The organism is Otariodibacter oris (genome assembly GCF_009684715.1).
GTDB lineage: Bacteria > Pseudomonadota > Gammaproteobacteria > Enterobacterales > Pasteurellaceae > Otariodibacter > Otariodibacter oris.
Window position 1 is genome coordinate 1,850,835 of sequence record NZ_CP016604.1, and the last position, 16,893, is coordinate 1,867,727.

At 38.2% G+C, this 16,893-nt stretch carries 17 protein-coding genes; 7 read left to right on the forward strand and 10 right to left on the reverse strand.

Annotated features, from left to right (window positions below; translation table 11 throughout):
• Positions 1-178 precede the first annotated feature (178 nt).
• Positions 179-790, forward strand: a complete 612-nt coding sequence (locus A6A10_RS08615; protein WP_121123863.1) for a YigZ family protein — start codon at positions 179-181, stop codon at positions 788-790.
• A gap of 6 nt (positions 791-796) precedes the next feature.
• Here A6A10_RS08615 and yidD read toward each other — a convergent pair whose 3' ends face one another.
• Genes yidD through rpmH form a run of 3 tightly spaced genes read right to left on the reverse strand, consistent with a single transcriptional unit; the run spans position 797 to position 1,561 of the window.
• Positions 797-1,075: a membrane protein insertion efficiency factor YidD gene (gene yidD, locus A6A10_RS08620; protein WP_121123865.1), complete on the reverse strand. Its 279-nt coding sequence runs from the start codon at positions 1,073-1,075 to the stop codon at positions 797-799.
• Positions 1,027-1,398: a ribonuclease P protein component gene (gene rnpA, locus A6A10_RS08625; protein WP_121123867.1), complete on the reverse strand. Its 372-nt coding sequence runs from the start codon at positions 1,396-1,398 to the stop codon at positions 1,027-1,029. The genes yidD and rnpA overlap by 49 nt, the downstream gene beginning before the upstream one ends.
• Positions 1,399-1,426: 28 nt before the next feature.
• On the reverse strand, positions 1,427-1,561 hold the full coding sequence (gene rpmH, locus A6A10_RS08630) for a 50S ribosomal protein L34 (RefSeq protein ID WP_121123869.1): 135 nt from the start codon (positions 1,559-1,561) through the stop codon (positions 1,427-1,429).
• 252 nt (positions 1,562-1,813) lie between these two features.
• Between rpmH and nhaA the strand changes: the two genes are divergently transcribed.
• The 4 genes from nhaA (at position 1,814) to trkA (ending at position 6,853) form a co-directional block, all read left to right on the forward strand.
• On the forward strand, positions 1,814-2,992 hold the full coding sequence (nhaA, locus tag A6A10_RS08635) for a Na+/H+ antiporter NhaA (protein ID WP_418789093.1): 1,179 nt from the start codon (positions 1,814-1,816) through the stop codon (positions 2,990-2,992).
• A gap of 229 nt (positions 2,993-3,221) precedes the next feature.
• Complete coding sequence (fmt, locus tag A6A10_RS08640) at positions 3,222-4,178, forward strand: methionyl-tRNA formyltransferase (RefSeq protein ID WP_121123871.1); 957 nt, start codon at positions 3,222-3,224, stop codon at positions 4,176-4,178.
• A 1-nt stretch (position 4,179) separates the two neighbouring features.
• A complete protein-coding gene (rsmB, locus tag A6A10_RS08645) occupies positions 4,180-5,475 on the forward strand; it encodes a 16S rRNA (cytosine(967)-C(5))-methyltransferase RsmB (RefSeq protein WP_121123873.1) in 1,296 nt (431 codons plus the stop codon).
• 1 nt (position 5,476) lies between these two features.
• Complete coding sequence (gene trkA, locus A6A10_RS08650; RefSeq protein ID WP_121123875.1) at positions 5,477-6,853, forward strand: Trk system potassium transporter TrkA; 1,377 nt, start codon at positions 5,477-5,479, stop codon at positions 6,851-6,853.
• A gap of 58 nt (positions 6,854-6,911) precedes the next feature.
• On the opposite strand, the gene A6A10_RS08655 is transcribed toward trkA, so the two are convergent.
• The 5 genes from A6A10_RS08655 to radC all read right to left on the reverse strand — a co-directional run bounded on the left by A6A10_RS08655 (position 6,912) and on the right by radC (position 11,440).
• The gene (locus tag A6A10_RS08655) at positions 6,912-8,444 is read right to left on the reverse strand and encodes a pyridoxal phosphate-dependent decarboxylase family protein (protein ID WP_121123877.1); all 1,533 of its coding nucleotides are present in this window, start codon (positions 8,442-8,444) and stop codon (positions 6,912-6,914) included.
• 59 nt (positions 8,445-8,503) lie between these two features.
• Positions 8,504-9,871 (reverse strand): diaminobutyrate--2-oxoglutarate transaminase, encoded by a 1,368-nt coding sequence (locus A6A10_RS08660; protein WP_211327988.1) that lies wholly within the window; start codon positions 9,869-9,871, stop codon positions 8,504-8,506.
• 314 nt (positions 9,872-10,185) lie between these two features.
• Positions 10,186-10,356: a 50S ribosomal protein L33 gene (rpmG, locus tag A6A10_RS08665; RefSeq protein ID WP_005599764.1), complete on the reverse strand. Its 171-nt coding sequence runs from the start codon at positions 10,354-10,356 to the stop codon at positions 10,186-10,188.
• A gap of 10 nt (positions 10,357-10,366) precedes the next feature.
• Positions 10,367-10,603, reverse strand: a complete 237-nt coding sequence (gene rpmB / locus A6A10_RS08670; protein ID WP_121123881.1) for a 50S ribosomal protein L28 — start codon at positions 10,601-10,603, stop codon at positions 10,367-10,369.
• 162 nt (positions 10,604-10,765) lie between these two features.
• Positions 10,766-11,440 carry a RadC family protein gene (radC, locus tag A6A10_RS08675; protein WP_121123883.1) on the reverse strand — a complete coding sequence of 225 codons (675 nt, stop codon included), beginning with the start codon at positions 11,438-11,440 and terminating at the stop codon, positions 10,766-10,768.
• Between the two features lie 159 nt (positions 11,441-11,599).
• On the opposite strand from radC, the gene coaBC reads away from it, so the two are divergent.
• Both coaBC and A6A10_RS08685 read left to right on the forward strand, forming a co-directional pair.
• Positions 11,600-12,817: a bifunctional phosphopantothenoylcysteine decarboxylase/phosphopantothenate--cysteine ligase CoaBC gene (gene coaBC, locus A6A10_RS08680; protein WP_121123885.1), complete on the forward strand. Its 1,218-nt coding sequence runs from the start codon at positions 11,600-11,602 to the stop codon at positions 12,815-12,817.
• On the forward strand, positions 12,814-13,146 hold the full coding sequence (locus A6A10_RS08685; protein WP_229583602.1) for an SH3 domain-containing protein: 333 nt from the start codon (positions 12,814-12,816) through the stop codon (positions 13,144-13,146). Before coaBC ends, A6A10_RS08685 begins: the two co-directional genes overlap by 4 nt.
• Positions 13,147-14,399: 1,253 nt before the next feature.
• On the opposite strand, the gene A6A10_RS08690 is transcribed toward A6A10_RS08685, so the two are convergent.
• Positions 14,400-16,601, reverse strand: a complete 2,202-nt coding sequence (locus A6A10_RS08690) for a DUF927 domain-containing protein (protein WP_121123887.1) — start codon at positions 16,599-16,601, stop codon at positions 14,400-14,402.
• Positions 16,591-16,893: a hypothetical protein gene (locus tag A6A10_RS08695; RefSeq protein ID WP_121123889.1), complete on the reverse strand. Its 303-nt coding sequence runs from the start codon at positions 16,891-16,893 to the stop codon at positions 16,591-16,593. Before A6A10_RS08695 ends, A6A10_RS08690 begins: the two co-directional genes overlap by 11 nt.

Here is a 16,893-nt window from a genome sequence, read left to right on the forward strand (position 1 = left end):
TTAAATAGATCCTCTTATCGGGAAAAAATAGCATATTGCTGTATTCGTTTTTTTTTGAGATATATCAAAAAAGACGTATTAGGTATACTAAACTTTAAGTATATATGCAAATCATTTATCACTAAAATAAGGCTAACTTCACAAAATATTCGCAATTTTTACCTTAAAAAGACGAAATATGGAATTTTTTATCCCAAATACTCAACAAACTATTTTTGAAGAAGAAATCAAAAAAAGTCGATTTATTACCTACATTCGCCACACTGAAGGTTTAGAAGAAGCTAAAGCATTTTGGGCAGAAGTAAAGGCTCTGCATCCCCAAGCTCGCCATCATTGTTGGGCATGTGTTGCTGGTTCACCTAATGACTCTCAACAATATGGATTTTCTGATGATGGCGAACCTTCTGGTACAGCAGGAAAACCCATGCTTAATCATTTACAAGGCAGCGGGCTAGGTGAAATCAGTGCTGTAGTGGTACGCTACTATGGTGGGGTTTTGCTAGGTACGGGCGGGCTAGTGAAAGCGTATGGAAATGGGGTTCAACAAGCTCTACAACAAGTTGAAAAAATACGCAAAGTATTACGCGAATCTTACCGCTTGCAATGCGAATATGATCAATTCCATAGCTTGCAAAATTTACTTGATGAACAAGATATCATTATTCTTGAACAAGAATTTGCGGAAAAAATAAACTTAACAATCGGTATTAATCCTTCGTATTTATCACAGATTGAAAATCTACTCACACAACGCTTTTCAGGAAAACTCGTACTCAGTGAAGCGGTATGATTGTGATTATTTTTTGCAATCACATTTTGGTGGAACTGGATCTTCTCCACCTTCACTTAAAGGATGGCAACGAGCAATACGTTTTGCAGCCAACCAACCACCTTTTAGCCCACCATGAAAGCGAATAGCTTCTAGAGCATAAGCTGAGCAAGTTGGCTGAAAGCGACAACGGGGACCAATCAATGGACTGATAAAATAGCGGTAAAATTTAATAATACCTATCAATAAATAGGCGATTAAGCTTGTTCCCTGTTTTTTTGTGACAGGCGAATGTGACGATGCCATAATTTTTCTAAGGTTTCAAATAATTCTTGATTGCTCAATTTACCAATTCCGCCTTTTGCGACAAAGACAAAATCATAGCAAGGTAATTCATGCTGTTTTAGGCGAAAACTTTCACGCACAATACGTTTAATCCGATTTCTATCATGAGCACGTTTTAAATGTTTTTTCGCAACAGTTAATCCTAAACGAGGCTTATCAAAATTATTTTGTCGAGCAAGAAGAGTAAGTTGAGGAGTGCTAGCTCGAAACGGCTGTTCGAAGACTGCTTTAAATTGAACGGGAGCTAACAAACGTAGCTCCCGAGAAAAAGTTAGCTTATTCACACAATGTGTATCTGCTAGTATCTACAAATTATGCAGACAAACTTTTACGACCTTTAGCACGACGGCGTGCTAATACTTGGCGACCGTTTTTAGTTGCCATACGAGCACGGAAACCGTGAGAACGAGCGCGTTTTAATACTGATGGTTGAAATGTACGTTTCATGTTATCTACCCAAAAATGTAATAAATGTTGGCGTATGCCAAAACAATAATAATAAAAATAGAGTGCGAATTCTACCGACAAAGTAAAGAAAGATCAAGGCATAATACTCATATTTTATAACTAGACTTATAACTAAAATAATATACTTTCTGTTCATAATTCAAACATCCATTACCCTATTTAAAACATTTGAAGATATTATTTTTAGTAAAAAAATGTTATGTTGAAAGAAAAATTTATTTTAGGAGGATAATGTTGATTAACTTGATAAAAAGCTTTTTTAAACTTGGCTCTGCGGGTGGAATTTTATTATTATTCTTTGCTTCCATTGCCATTATTTTAGCAAACACCTCTGCAGAAAATCTCTATTTTGACTTTTTAGATATGCCTGTTCGAATCCAAATTGGATTATTCGAAATTCATAAACCTCTTTTAATGTGGGTAAATGATGGTTTTATGGCAATATTTTTCATATTAGTTGGATTAGAAGTTAAGAGAGAATTATTGATAGGTGCCTTATCTAGCTATCAAAAAGCTATTTTCCCTGCTGTAGGTGCAATTGGAGGAATGGTTATTCCTGCTTTAATCTATTGGGGATTAAATCAAGGCGTGCCTGAAAATCAGTCTGGTTGGGCTATTCCGATGGCAACGGATATTGCTTTTGCCCTTGGTGTGCTTGCACTCTTAGGTAAACGTGTTCCATTTGCTCTAAAAATATTCTTACTAGCCTTAGCAATCATTGATGATCTTGGTGCTATTGTTGTTATTGCAATTTTCTTTTCTCACGAATTAAGTACAACAGCATTAATTTCTGCTGGAATTTCTATTGCGATATTAATTACCCTGAACCGAATGAAAGTAACCGCCCTTTGTGCTTATCTTGTTGTAGGTATCATTTTATGGGCATCAGTATTAAAATCTGGTGTTCATGCAACCTTAGCAGGAGTTATTATCGGTTTTTGTATCCCTCTAAAAGGGAAAAAAGACGAAACACCATTAATCGATTTAGAACATATCCTGACACCATGGTGTTCTTTTGTAATTTTACCACTCTTTGCTTTTTCTAATGCAGGAGTATCTCTCTCAGGCATGGGAATAAGTAGTCTAACCTCGCCATTAACACTTGGTGTAACTCTCGGTCTGTTAATTGGTAAACCTCTTGGCGTTTTTCTATTTAGTTATACAGCAGTTAAATTAAGAATTGCTCAACTACCAAAAGGAGTTAATTTTAAACAAATTTTTGCTATATCCATCCTATGTGGTATCGGATTCACTATGTCGATGTTCTTAGCAAGTTTGGCCTTTGGTGATGACTCTAACGGACAGCTCATGTCTTTAGCGCGATTAGGAATCCTGATCGGCTCATTTGTTTCTGCAATCCTTGGTTATTTCTTGTTACGTCATTGTACTGCCGATCAACAACATAATTAATCAAGAAAAAAACTCCATGACCATAATTGAGTTCAATAAAAATGGTACAACTTTATTGAACTCATTATATTTTCATCACCAATGTCGATAGGCATTAGCACCAAATCTTATAATATCATCATCTTAATGATCCTTTTAGTTTAATACTGCTATTATTTAATAACGCTTTTCTGCGTTATGTCTTATTTTGCGATACAATAAGGCATTAATATTCAATCAATACCATTTTATGAACACAAATAAATTAAAGATTATTTTTGCAGGTACGCCTGATTTTGCTGCAATCCATTTACAAGCATTGTTAGATTCTGAACATGATGTCATTGCAGTTTATACCCAACCTGACAAACCTGCTGGTCGAGGTAAAAAATTACAATCTAGCCCAGTAAAAAAACTGGCTGAATCTCATAATATTCCTGTTTTTCAACCTAAATCTTTGCGTAAAGAAGAGGCTCAAGCGGAGTTTGCAACTTTAGGCGCGGATGTTATGGTCGTTGTGGCTTACGGCTTAATTTTACCGAAAGCAATCTTAGATATACCTCGCTATGGTTGTCTTAATGTACATGGTTCGCTACTTCCTCGTTGGCGTGGTGCTGCACCGATTCAACGGGCAATTTGGGCGGGTGATCAAGAAACGGGCGTTACTATTATGCAAATGGATGTTGGATTGGATACAGGCGATATGTTACATAAAGTTACGACACCAATTTTACCAACTGAAACGTCAGCATCACTTTATGAACGTTTAGCTGAAATTGCGCCACCAGCATTGATTGAAGTACTCAATGGATTAACAAACGGTCAGTTTGTCGCAGAAAAACAACAAGAAGACTTAGCAAACTACGCGGAAAAACTTACCAAGGAAGAAGCAAAACTTGATTGGGATCTTACCGCTTGCCAGCTAGAAAGAAATATTCGTGCTTTCAATCCTTCTCCGATTGCTTACCTCAATTTAATGGTAGATGGTAAAGAAGAGCGAATTAAAGTTTATCAAGCAGATGTATTACCGCATCAAAATAAAACGGCAGGGACGATACTTTCGGTTGATAAAAAAGGCATTCAAATTGCAACTAAAGAAGGTGTACTCAATATCACTCAATTACAACCCGCGGGGAAAAAACCAATGTCAGTCCAAGATTTTCTGAATGGACGAGGTGAGTGGTTTAAAGTTGGAGAGGTGATTTAAATTGAAAAAACAATCTTCCCGAGCCATTTCAGCCCAAATCATTCGTCAAGTTTTGGACGAAGGTAAATCCCTGTCTGCTTTAATTCCACAAATTCAGCAAGAGGTGGATGCGAAAGATTTACCTTTTATTCAAGAAATCACTTTTGGTGTTTGTCGTGTTCTTCCTCGCTTAGAAGCGATTATTAAATTGTTGGTCGCTAAACCCCTTAAAGGGAAAACCAGATTAGTCCATTGCTTATTATTAGTTGGATTATACCAATTACTTTATATGCGAGTGCCTGCTCATGCTGCTGTGGACGAAGTAGTTAATGCGACTAAAACATTAAAGTTAGATAGTTTTAGAGCCTTAACCAACGGGGTATTACGTCGTTTTTTACGCGAGCAAGAAAGCATTCTTGCAAAAGTGGATAAACATTGGCAAACCTTGCACCCAGAATGGTTAGTGAATAAATTGAAAAAAGCCTATCCCCACTGGCGAGAAATTATTGGAGCCAATAATCAACGTCCGCCAATGTGGTTAAGGGTCAATACTCAACAAAACTCCTCCATGGATTATGTAAAATTATTGGGCGATAGCGTAGCAACAGATAATACTAATGAGATCCCTGATTCAGCGATTCGTTTAGTGAATCCGCAAGCGGTTACTTCTTTACCAAATTTTGCAACAGGTGGAGTAACCGTACAAGATGCTCACGCTCAATGGTCTGCACACTGGCTTGAACCACAAAATGATGAATGGATTTTAGATGCTTGTGCTGCCCCAGGTGGCAAAACGACTCATATCCTAGAATTAGCTCCCCAAGCAAACGTGATCGCTGTGGATATTGAATCCTCTCGTTTAAAACGGGTTGAAGAAAATCTACAACGCCTTGGACAACAAGCTACGGTTTTATGTGGTGATGCAACTCAACCTGAACAATGGCTCAAAGAAGATAGATTATTTGACCGAATTTTATTAGACGCCCCTTGTTCCGCAACGGGTGTAATTCGTCGTCATCCTGATATCAAATGGTTACGTAAAGAAAGTGATATTGAAGAACTTGCAGAGTTACAAGGTAAAATTCTTTCTGCACTCTGGAAGAAACTAAAACCGAATGGCGTATTACTGTATGCAACTTGTTCAGTTTTACCCGAAGAAAATAGTGAGCAAATTAAACGCTTTCTCGAAAAAACAAGAGATGCTAAATTAGTTGAAATAAGTTTAAATGGCGAAAAAATCACAAAGAAACAATTTTTCCCGACACCTAATGGTGGGGATGGATTCTTCTACGCAAAATTGATGAAACGAGCAGATTAGTATGAAAATTATTATTTTAGGGGCAGGGCAAGTTGGTACGACACTAGCTGAATATTTATCTAATGATGATAATGATATCGTAATTATTGATGATGATCAGTCTCGCTTAAATAAATTACAAGATAAACACGATTTACAGGTCGTCAAAGGCAATGCCGCCTCGCCTCGAATTCTTCGCCAAGCAGGTGCAAGTGATGCAGATTTGATTGTGGCGGTAACAAACAGCGATGAAAGTAATATGATTGCGTGTCAAATTGCTTATACTTTATTTAACATTCCTACAAAAATCGCACGTATTAGAAATCCTGATTATGTCTATGAAAGTGAAGTACTATTCAGCAATGCAGTGTTACCGATTGATCATATCATTGCCCCTGAGCTTTTAGTTACCCAAGAAATCTTACGTTTAATTGATTACCCTGGAGCATTACAAGTGGCGCATTTTGCCAATGATCTTGTCAGTGTAGTTCATGTTAAAGCCTACTATGGTGGACCACTCGTCGGATATCCAATTTCAGTCTTAACTGACCATCTTCCTTATATTGAAACGCGTATTTTATCCATTTTCCGTCAAGATAAAGGCTTTGTACCACAAGGCTCAACAATTATAGAAGCGGGCGATGAGGTCTTCTTTATTTGTGCAACAAATCATATCAAAGCGGTCATGGCTGAATTACAACGCTTAGAAAAACCACATAAACGAATTATGATCGTAGGCGGTGGTAATATAGGTACGGAGTTAGCTAAAAATCTTGAGCAAAATTACAGTGTAAAATTATTAGAACGAGACCAAGAAAAAGCAGAAAGACTCTCTGAGAAATTATCGAACACCCTCGTTTTATGCGGTGATGCGTCTGATCAGGAATTATTATTTGAAGAGCATATTGAGAATATTGACTTATTTTTAGCTTTTACCAGTGATGATGAAGCCAATATTATGTCGGGGCTACTTGCTAAACGCTTAGGAGTAACTAAAGCAATCGTATTAGTGCAACGTCTTGCCTATTTAAACTTAATTCAAGGCGGTACTATTGATATCGCATTATCTCCTCAACAAGCAACGATCTCTGCATTATCAAGTCATGTGCGTAAAGGTGATATTGTGAAAGTTGCATCTTTTAGACAAGGAGAAGTTGAAGCAATAGAAATTATCGCCCATGGTGATAGTGAATCCTCTAAAATTGTTGGACGCAAAATGAGTGAAATCAAATTACCTCAAGGTGCGGTTATTGGATCGATTGTCCGTAATGGGCTTGTCATTATTGCGCATAAATCAACAGTGATAGAAGAAAATGATCATCTGATTTTATTACTCAATGATAGAAAACAGGTAGAAGAAATAGAAAAAATGTTCCAAGTCAGCAGCTTCTATCTATAGCCAATCCAAATATAAAAAAAGCCTCATAAACTTAACTTATGAGGCTTTTTTCCAACGATTAATCTATTGGCGGTATGTACTCACCTTTCACAATCGACTCTTTAATTCTATTCGCTTCTGCTAAAACCTGATCTAATAAGGATTTAACATCATCAAATGTCGCTACTGGACTGAGTAAGGTCATTTTTAATGATTGAACATTGCCAACCTTAGTTACCCCAATATTCGCCTCTCCACGTGCAAATAATTCATCTGCCACGTTTTGATTTAAGCTGTCAATAAACTCCGTTGGGTAGTCTTTCGGCACAACACGGAATAAAACCGATGCAAATTGTGATTCAACAAACATTTCTAAATCATCAGTTGATTTAATGTACTCTGACACCTGTTGAGCTAATTTAATGCCGTGATCGATCATTGAACCATAGAGCGACTCGCCCAATGCTTCAATGGTAAACCATAATTTTAATGCATCAAAACGACGAGTGGTTTGTAATGATTTAGCGACGAGATTTGGCACGCCATGCTCTTCATCATATTCTGAATTAAGATAATCGGCTTTGTAATCAATGTAGCGATAGTCTTCTTCATTTTTAAGTAAAAATGCACCACAAGAAATACTTTGGAAGAAATGCTTATGGAAATCTAAGGTAACAGAATCCGTCAATTCAAGCCCATCTAACCAATGGCGGTAATCATTGGAAAGCAATAATGCGCCACCCCATGCAGCATCAACGTGCATCCAGATGCCATATTGATCGGTGATCGCTCGAATTTCTTTGAGAGGATCAATCGCTCCTGCATCCGTTGTACCCGCAGTCGCCACCACACAAGCTACAATCTTGCCATCAGCGGTCAGATCCGCCAAAGTTTTTGCTAAAGCATCAACGTCCATTTGTGCGTTGGCATTGCTCGGCACAGTGACAACCGATTGGAAACCCATTCCCATCATTGCCATATTCTTTTGCACAGAAAAGTGAGCATTTTCAGAGCACACAACTTTTACTTTTTGCATCGCTTCCGCTGGAATACCATCTTTTTGCACAGACCAAGGATTACCTTCGCTATCTTGCCAGTTTTTTGCTATACACGCATCACGAGCTAATAAAACACCCATAAGGTTGGATTGTGTACCGCCAGAAGTGAAAACACCCGCTTGCCCTTTGCCATAGCCTACTTTTTCACGTAGCCATTCAATCAACTGTACTTCCATCAACGAACCCGCAGGGCTTTGATCCCAAGAATCCATTGATTGATTGGTGGCATTGATTAACACCTCGGCAATTTGACTGGTAACCATTGTTGGACAATGTAAATGTGCCAATGAATGTGGGTGGTGAACTTTTAAACTTTTATTTAAAAATAAATCAATTAAGCGGTGTAATGATTTTTCGACGCCAAGCCCTTCTTTTGATGGGGAAAACGCAATCGCTTCACGCAATTGTTTAATACTACCACCGGTGTACATTTTTTCATTTTTTAGCCATGAACTGACCGCTTGTACCGCTTCTGCCATCGCAGATTCATAATCAGCAATGGAATTAGGATCGTTGCACAATAACGCCTGTTTATGTTTTACAAAATCAATCATTTTATATTCCTAATAAGAAGAACCTCTCTTAATTTAAGAGAGGTAAGGTATTTGGGAATTTATCCGCGTGTTACGTTTAACGCATCTTTTACAGATTGGGTGAAACGTTTGAGCATTTCTTCACATTCTGCTTGAGTAATAATCAATGGGCAAAGGATACGTACAACGTTTCCACCACGTCCACCGCGTTCTAGTAAAAGCTTATTATTGAAACACGCTTTTTGAATTTCAGCAGCTAATGCACCATCAGCAGGATATGAACCAATTCTATCTTGAGGTTGACGTTCATCCACGATTTCAATCCCAATCATTAACCCTTTACCACGCACATTGCCGATACATGGATATTGCTCAGCTAATTTCTTCAATTCTGCTTGTAAGAAATCACCACGTTCTTGGGCATTTTTCGCAAGATTTTGCTCTTTCATTACTTTTAATGACGCATAGCCTGTTGCCATTGCCATTTGATTACCACGGAAAGTACCGGTGTGCCCTGCTGGTTGCCAAGCATCAAATTCTTTCTTAATTGCAAGCACAGCAAGCGGTAAACTTCCACCTACGGCTTTTGACATGACCACCACATCAGGCTCAATACCCGCATGTTCAAAAGCAAACATTTTACCTGAACGGCAGAATCCCGCTTGAACTTCATCTAAAATCAGCACGATACCGTGTTTTTTCGTCACTTCACGAATTTTTTGTAACCATTTCACTGGCGCTGGCACTACACCACCTTCCCCTTGAATTGCTTCAAGAATCACTGCAGCAGGTTTAACTACACCACTTTCTACGTCTTCAATAAAGTTTTCAAAATAGTAAGTTAAGGCATCAACACCCGCTTTTCCACCTAATCCTAAAGGACAACGGTATTCATGTGGGTATGGCATAAATTGCACGCCAGCCATTAAGTTTTGTACGGCATTTTTCGCCCCTAAATTCCCCGTCATAGAAAGAGAACCATGTGTCATACCGTGATAACCACCAGAAAAAGCAATCACATTGCCTCGGCCCGTATAGGTTTTTGCTAATTTAACTGCGGCTTCTGTACCGTCTGCACCAGATGGTCCACAAAACTGTAAGCGATATTGATCTTTTGGAAAGAATGAAAGTAATTCTTCAGTAAAAGCATCTTTTAATGGTGTGGTTAAATCAAGGGTATGCAAAGGTAATCCACTTGCAAGGACATCTTGAATTGCTTGAATCACATCAGGATGATTATGTCCTAATGCAAGTGTTCCTGCTCCTGCTAGACAATCTAAATAATCATTGCCTTCCACATCAGTAACCCAGCAACCTTGCGCTTTTGCAATCGCAAGCGGTAATTTACGCGGATAACTACGCACATTTGATTCCATCTCATTTTGGCGGGTTAAGTAATATTCGTTGGTTGCTTGTTGGATTGGATTTACTGGAGTATTTATCATAATTGAATAGACCTTCTGTAAGAGGTTAAAAAAATAAGTCGGGTGCCTTGCGGAAAGCTAAGCTTTCTTATTCTAAAAATAAGATGCCTTGGGGCATTTGACTCGCTACTTATTAAAAAAAGCGTTTCAACTTTTTTGTTTTTACCCTATTGATTCCCAAAGAACAGGATAGGTTGGAAACGATCCTTAAATAAAGGGCATATTTAAGAGGGCGCAATATTACAGAGTTTTGGTGAAAAAGGGAAATGCTTTGTACTTTAAACAATAAAAAAGCCCGATAAGTTACTATCGGGCTTTTTATTTAAACAAAATGCAAACTATTTGATTTTTGCTTCTTTGTAAATAACGTGTTTGCGAACAACAGGATCAAATTTTTTGATCTCCATTTTTTCTGGCATGTTACGTTTATTTTTAGTTGTTGTGTAGAAATGACCAGTTTCAGCACTTGAAACTAATCTAATTTTCTCACGATTACCTTTAGCTGCCATGGGTTACTCCTTAGATTTTTTCGCCACGAGCACGGATTTCAGCTAATACTGCATCGATGCCTTTTTTATCAATAATACGCATACCTTTCGCTGTTAAGCGTAAAGTTACGAAACGTTTTTCACTTTCAACCCAGAAACGGTGTGTATGAAGGTTAGGTAGAAAACGACGTCTTGTCGCATTCAATGCGTGTGAGCGGTTGTTACCAACAGCTGGACGCTTGCCTGTTACTTGACAGACTCTAGACATTTGAAATTCTCCAATGATTACTTAAGCTTAAGCTAAATGGTTCGGGTTATCAGGAAAATCACTGACTACCTCGTCAGGTATATAAACCCGACCCACAGACTATTTTAAAGACTGCGAATTATACTTGCTTTAGCGTTCTCATTCAAGGAAAATTTATCTGTTTTATGAGTCAAGTTTGTTCTCCTCGAATGAAAAATAGCTCCCTTTTCCCACAATAATATGATCCACAAAACGAATATCAACCAAATCGCACGCCATTTCTATTTTTCGAGTCAAATATCGATCCGCTTCACTTGGCGTACAACTACCTGATGGATGATTATGTGCCACAATAATTGCGGCAGCATTGCATTTTAAGGCTTCTTTGATGATTTCTCTAGAGTAAACAGATGCTTGATTAATTGTTCCTAAAAACATTTTTTCTGCTTTTATCAAATGGTGCTTGTTATTCAAAAATAACACCATAAAGATTTCTCGCTCATCATTCTCTAATACAGATTGAAAATACATGATCGCCAAATGAGGGGAATCTATCGTTTCTTCTACTTCCATTTGCTGTAAAAGATAACGTTTTGTCATCTCTTTTGTTGCTTGAAGCTGAATATATTGTGTTTGTCCTAATCCTTTAATTTTGCAAAAATCCGCTAATTCCGCAGTTAATAATGCCCTAAATGACCCAAAAGCTTGTAGAACGTGCCGAGATAATGCCATTACGGGTAATCCCTTAATGCCTGTTCTTAAAAAAATCGCTAATAATTCTTCATCGGTTAATGATGAAGCACCATATTGCAATAATTTCTCCCTCGGCATAAGTTCATCAGACGTGTTTTCATCCATATTTTCAGCTCTTATTCAAACGAATATTTACCATAAAAAGAAATGGACTATTACGCAAAATACGTTGTTATTTTTTTCGATCCTTCTCGAAAAAATATTTACATTGTGAGTAAGTACCTATTTGCGTAAAATGACAGTCTATTTTTGAAGGAGAAACACATGCTGAAGAATAAAAAAATTGTGGTAGGAATTACTGGTGGTATTGCAGCCTATAAAACAATCGAATTAATTCGTTTATTTAAAAAAGCAGATGCCGAAGTACGAGTAGTTTTAACGCCTTCAGCAGAAGCATTTGTGACTCCACTTACATTGCAAGCCATTTCAGGTAATGCAGTTTCTTCTTCCTTACTCGACCCTCAAGCAGAACTTGCGATGGGGCATATTGAGCTAGCAAAATGGGCAGATCTAGTGGTGATTGCACCCGCTACGGCTGATTTTATCGCTCGACTTCGTGTTGGTATGGGAAATGATCTTCTCTCTACACTTTGCCTTGCTACTGCGTCGCCCATTTTAATTGCGCCAGCAATGAATCAGCAAATGTACAAGCGGTCAATTGTTCAAGAAAATTTGCAAAGTCTAAAAGAACAAGGCGTATTAACTATTGGTCCAAATGATGGATTTCAAGCTTGTGGCGATATTGGTGCGGGCAGAATGTCAGAACCCGCAGAAATTTTTCATGCGGTAGAAAACCATTTTGTGCAACAGAAGCACGCTAAAGATCTTTTAGATCTCTCTATTACGATCACTGCGGGTCCAACTCAAGAGGCGATCGATCCTGTTCGCTATATTAGTAATCATAGCTCTGGAAAAATGGGCTTTGCGATTGCCGGTGCATTTGCCAAACGAGGAGCTAAAGTCACGTTAATTGCAGGTCCTGTTAATTTGGCTACGCCACACAATGTGACCCGAATTAACGTGAAATCCGCTTTAGAAATGGAACAACAAGCGGTGAGTTTCGCTCAACAATCTGCAATTTTTATCGGTTGTGCTGCTGTTGCAGACTATCGAGTCGAACAAGTTGCCACGCAAAAAATTAAGAAAACGGGCGATAATGATGAACTCATATTAAAACTGGTTAAAAATCCAGACATTATTTCTAATGTTGCCCATCTTTCCGAAAATCGTCCTTTTGTGGTGGGATTTGCGGCAGAAACCCAAAACCTTGAACAATATGCAAAGGACAAATTACAACGTAAGAATTTAGATTTAATTTGTGCTAATGATGTATCTGATGGACAAGTATTCGGTGCAGAGCAAAATAGCTTGCATTTATTTTGGCAAAATGGAAACAAGATCTTACCGCTTGCGGATAAAGCTAAATTGGCAGAAAACCTAGCGGTTGAAATTTTAGAACGATATAAGCAAAAAATACAATGATGAAATTATGTGTGATCGAATCTCATAATGGTGAAGGTAAATTTCCAACCTTTTCTAAAGGTTCTGTCATAAAGAATCTCGCATTATATGAAAAATACCCCAATTGGTATGCCTGTCAAATTAATGGATATGATACCTACGTACCGATAGACTTCATCACAAATGATACATTAAATCAAAATTACAATCCTACTGAATTACAAATTAAAAAAGGTGAGGTTGTTGAATTATTGGCACTTTATTACCAATGGGCATATGTAAAATATCAAGATCAAAATGGGTGGCTTCCTTGCCATATACTAAGATCCATCATGTCTCTTGATATATAGAAGTATAATAATAAAAAAGCCATGAACCGTTGTGGCCCAAGGCTTTTCTTTACATCCGATTACATCAGATTATATCGATTTGGTGGGCTGGGGTCATCTGAATTGAGGCTCACAAGCATTGGTATATAAGGGTTTATTTTGATTCAGACTTGAATCGTACTACTAAACGTACTACTAAAAGCAAAAGTAACCCCCTTTTTTGTCTATTTTACAATCAGCAATCAAAGCCTTTAGCCTCCTCAGATTTGAGGTGGCTATATCGGGAATTAGATCCGAATATTTAGCCTTAACAAATGAGGTTATCTGTCTAACTCAATTTTTAAAATTTGCGTTGGATAGGCAAGCATAATTTAGTGAAATTCAAGCATTCCCTCGCGCGCGCGCGTACTGGTCAAAAAATTATGAGGGGAGGGCGGGTAAAAAGTCCAGGGCAAAAGGTCAGAATACCGCCCATAGAACCCCATTTCATCGCTAATCCAGTTTTTTACTTATTTTGATTCAGATATTAAGCATTACGGGTAAGTCTTATTTCATAGCTAATCATCATTGCTTACAAAACATACTAAAAAAATCAGATGATGATGATGGCTAGAAATGCGAAAAATTGGCGGAAACCACGCCCCCGTAACCCCGTGGAGAACGTACACCCCTCAGGAGTACCTTTTTGATCACACCTTGCCAATCCTTGCCCTATCTAGTATTAGCTCTTTATTGATTGGCATTTTAGCCCGACTTGATCATGTCTTGGAATGATGAAAGATGATGAATAGCTCATCGACATCTATCGACATCATTCGAGCTAAATTACCATGTAAAATTATGTAGCATGAATACCGCCAAAATCTCAATTCTCATAATTTCGTCATTTTCTGATTTTTACCCTTTTTTATATAGATAACTAAAAAATTGTAGGACAATGAGGACAATAGGACAATTCTAGTAATATCAATAAGTTAAAAGCCTAAAATTGTCCTACACGTGTAGGACAATGAGGACAATTTTTTAGCTTAAAAAATACGCATTTTTTCATTAACTTGTTGATATTATTAGATAATGTTAATTATGCTCATTGTCCTACTAAAAAAGGCTTTTTTGGAAAAAATCTATTTTGATGAAAAATAAGGGTTAAAATGGCATTTTAACTATGTAAAGCATATGCTACATAATATCTATTATTTTATTTGTTTATATTATTTACGCTACAAGCTAAAATAAAAAAGAGAGCTTTTACACTCTCTCTCTGTTTGCTTAGATTAGCCCTCTGGCTCGTCCTCGTCTTGTTCTATGATTGGATAGAGTACATAGCACCTAGTCCGCTTTGGATCGACTTTGTGCGGTATTTTGAGCTGATATTTGTATCGGGTTTCATTCCCTTTTTTCAGAATCCCATTATCTGCTAATATTTGGCAAGCTTGATTTTTAGGGTGTCCGTTGATTGCCTCATCAAATGCTATTGGGTATAGGTAAAAATGCTCTGTATCGTTGCTATCTGATAACATCATTCTATACCCCGCAATATTAGCTATCGTCTGCTTTTGCTTTTCATCAATAGGAAAGCGTATAAATCGCCCCTCGGCATTAGCTAATAGCCACCCATTCACTTGCTCTATAACCTGTTTTTCTTCTCTGGAATGTAAACCAAAGATATTTACCCATTCATTGAAAGATTGAATAAGTGCCTCGCTGTTGTCTTGTGATTCCCAAAGGGTAAGGTGTGATGATAGCTGTAAGGCGGTTTCTAATATAGCAAATCTACCCGCCACACGTTGAACCTGTCCGCTTGCGTCTGTTGGTAGTCTATCTAGCCATCTTATTTTAATCGCATTGTATTGCTCTATCACGTCTTGGCGGTGTTCAATAAGCCACTTAATCCACTCACGACCAACAACGCCATAATGAGCTTTTGAGGCTTGGTTCAAATGGTCGGCGTGTGCTTTTCCATCGTTAAACTTGTGGTAAACGAGAGCTTGTTTAATCGGTACATTGAGCAATCTTACAAGTTGGCCAGCATTCGTTTTTACTCCACCTGCTGATAGATAACCCTCAAGGTCTATTTCTCCAGTAGAAAAAGCCATGATTCGCCAACGCTGTAACTCTCGATTGCCTCCCTCTCTTGCCCCTTGTATCTTACCTACACCATTAAAAAGAGCATAGGCGGTCTGCTCTACGTGTTTTCTTGCTGAACCTTGCCCTATTTCATCTAAAGGCATAAAGCAATCATTACGAGCTGACGCCTCATTGGTTAAACCGAGTGAAGTCGCATTCCAAGATAATCTAGTCTTTTCAGGGTGTCCGTAAATACTACTGGCAATGTTGGCGGTCGTTGTTTTCCCTGCGGTAGAGCCACCGAAAAGATGAACCCCGAAAGATTCCGCACCTAATATCTCAATCAGTGGGGCAGAAAGAGCTACCGCCACACCTAACATCATAGAGGGATTTTTATTTACATATTGGGCTATTTCCTCTTGCCAACTCTCTAACGTGCCTTTGGTATCATATCCCGCAAATGAGGCTGATTGACTGCGAAATAGTACGGGTGTTTCAGGTGTACCTATGATTTCCCCATTCGGTAGAATATAAGCCCCATTTTGCCACCCTGTCGCATTAGTGATCGTCCATAGCTTGCGGTCGCCTGTGTTCTGTATATAGTCCGCCAATTCGTTTCTTAGGTTACTTTTAGTTGTGATTTTTAGCCCTCGTTTTTTGAGTAACTTCCAACCCTCACGCTCGCCTAGGTATTCAAGCGGTAAAGCCTCTTTGATTTTGTCCTTACTTCCCTCTGGTTTCCATTCTAAAACAATAAAATCTTCTGAATCACTGCGACCTATTCCTATTACGTCCACAACATCAGATAACCATTCTTCACGCTCTGATAATAGTTTTCCTGTTGTATTATCAAACTTAGGCATAACACGATATAGCCCCTTTATTCCGTTTGTGGTGCGTTTTTCTATGTAAGGTTGGCGTTTATTCTTATCATCATCAGAAATGCTTGCCTTGCTTGATTCTGTAATTAATTCGGCTATTTCTTGCGTGCTTTCATCAGTGCGTAAGCGTTGGACGTAATTACTTAAATCTTCGATAAGATTTTCTGCCTCGTCATACTGATAAACAGTGGTCGCTTTTGTTCTTTTTGCTAAAAAATCGCAAATAATCGTTAAGGTATTGCCTTTCAATGCCTCCGCTTTATTTGCTCTGTGTAATTCCACATACTGAACAGATGGCGGGGCGATTCGGTAAGCGGTCAGATTATTGATTTCTCTTTCACTGAGTACGATAGGGGGGATATTTTCCCCCGTTGGTAACGCTTGATTTAGCTCAATTTCTGCTTGTGTTCTTTCTGCCATTGGTAACTTGGCAAAATCCCACGCTTGCGAACCGATAAAAATCTTACATTCTGTTGCCTCTGACGGCTGTTTTAATAGGTTAGGTGCTGAGATTAATTTACTCATCATTACCCCCTATAAAGACGATTTCTACCTTGTGAAACTCTTGTCTTAAATCTGTTAGAGCTTGCTCGGCTTGAATCTTAGAACGACATAAAAACTCATCAATTAGCCCGCCATCCTTATCAAAACATCGCACTAAATATTGATACATTTTGCTAATACGATAATCAATATAAAACCCCTGAGCCTTAGCCTCTGTTACTTTTTCCTCTGCTTGTGATAGTGTTTCATAGCTACCTAAAATGACTTTACGGCTTGCCTGAGTGATTCCGATAACTTGGTATAGGTTCTTTATCAT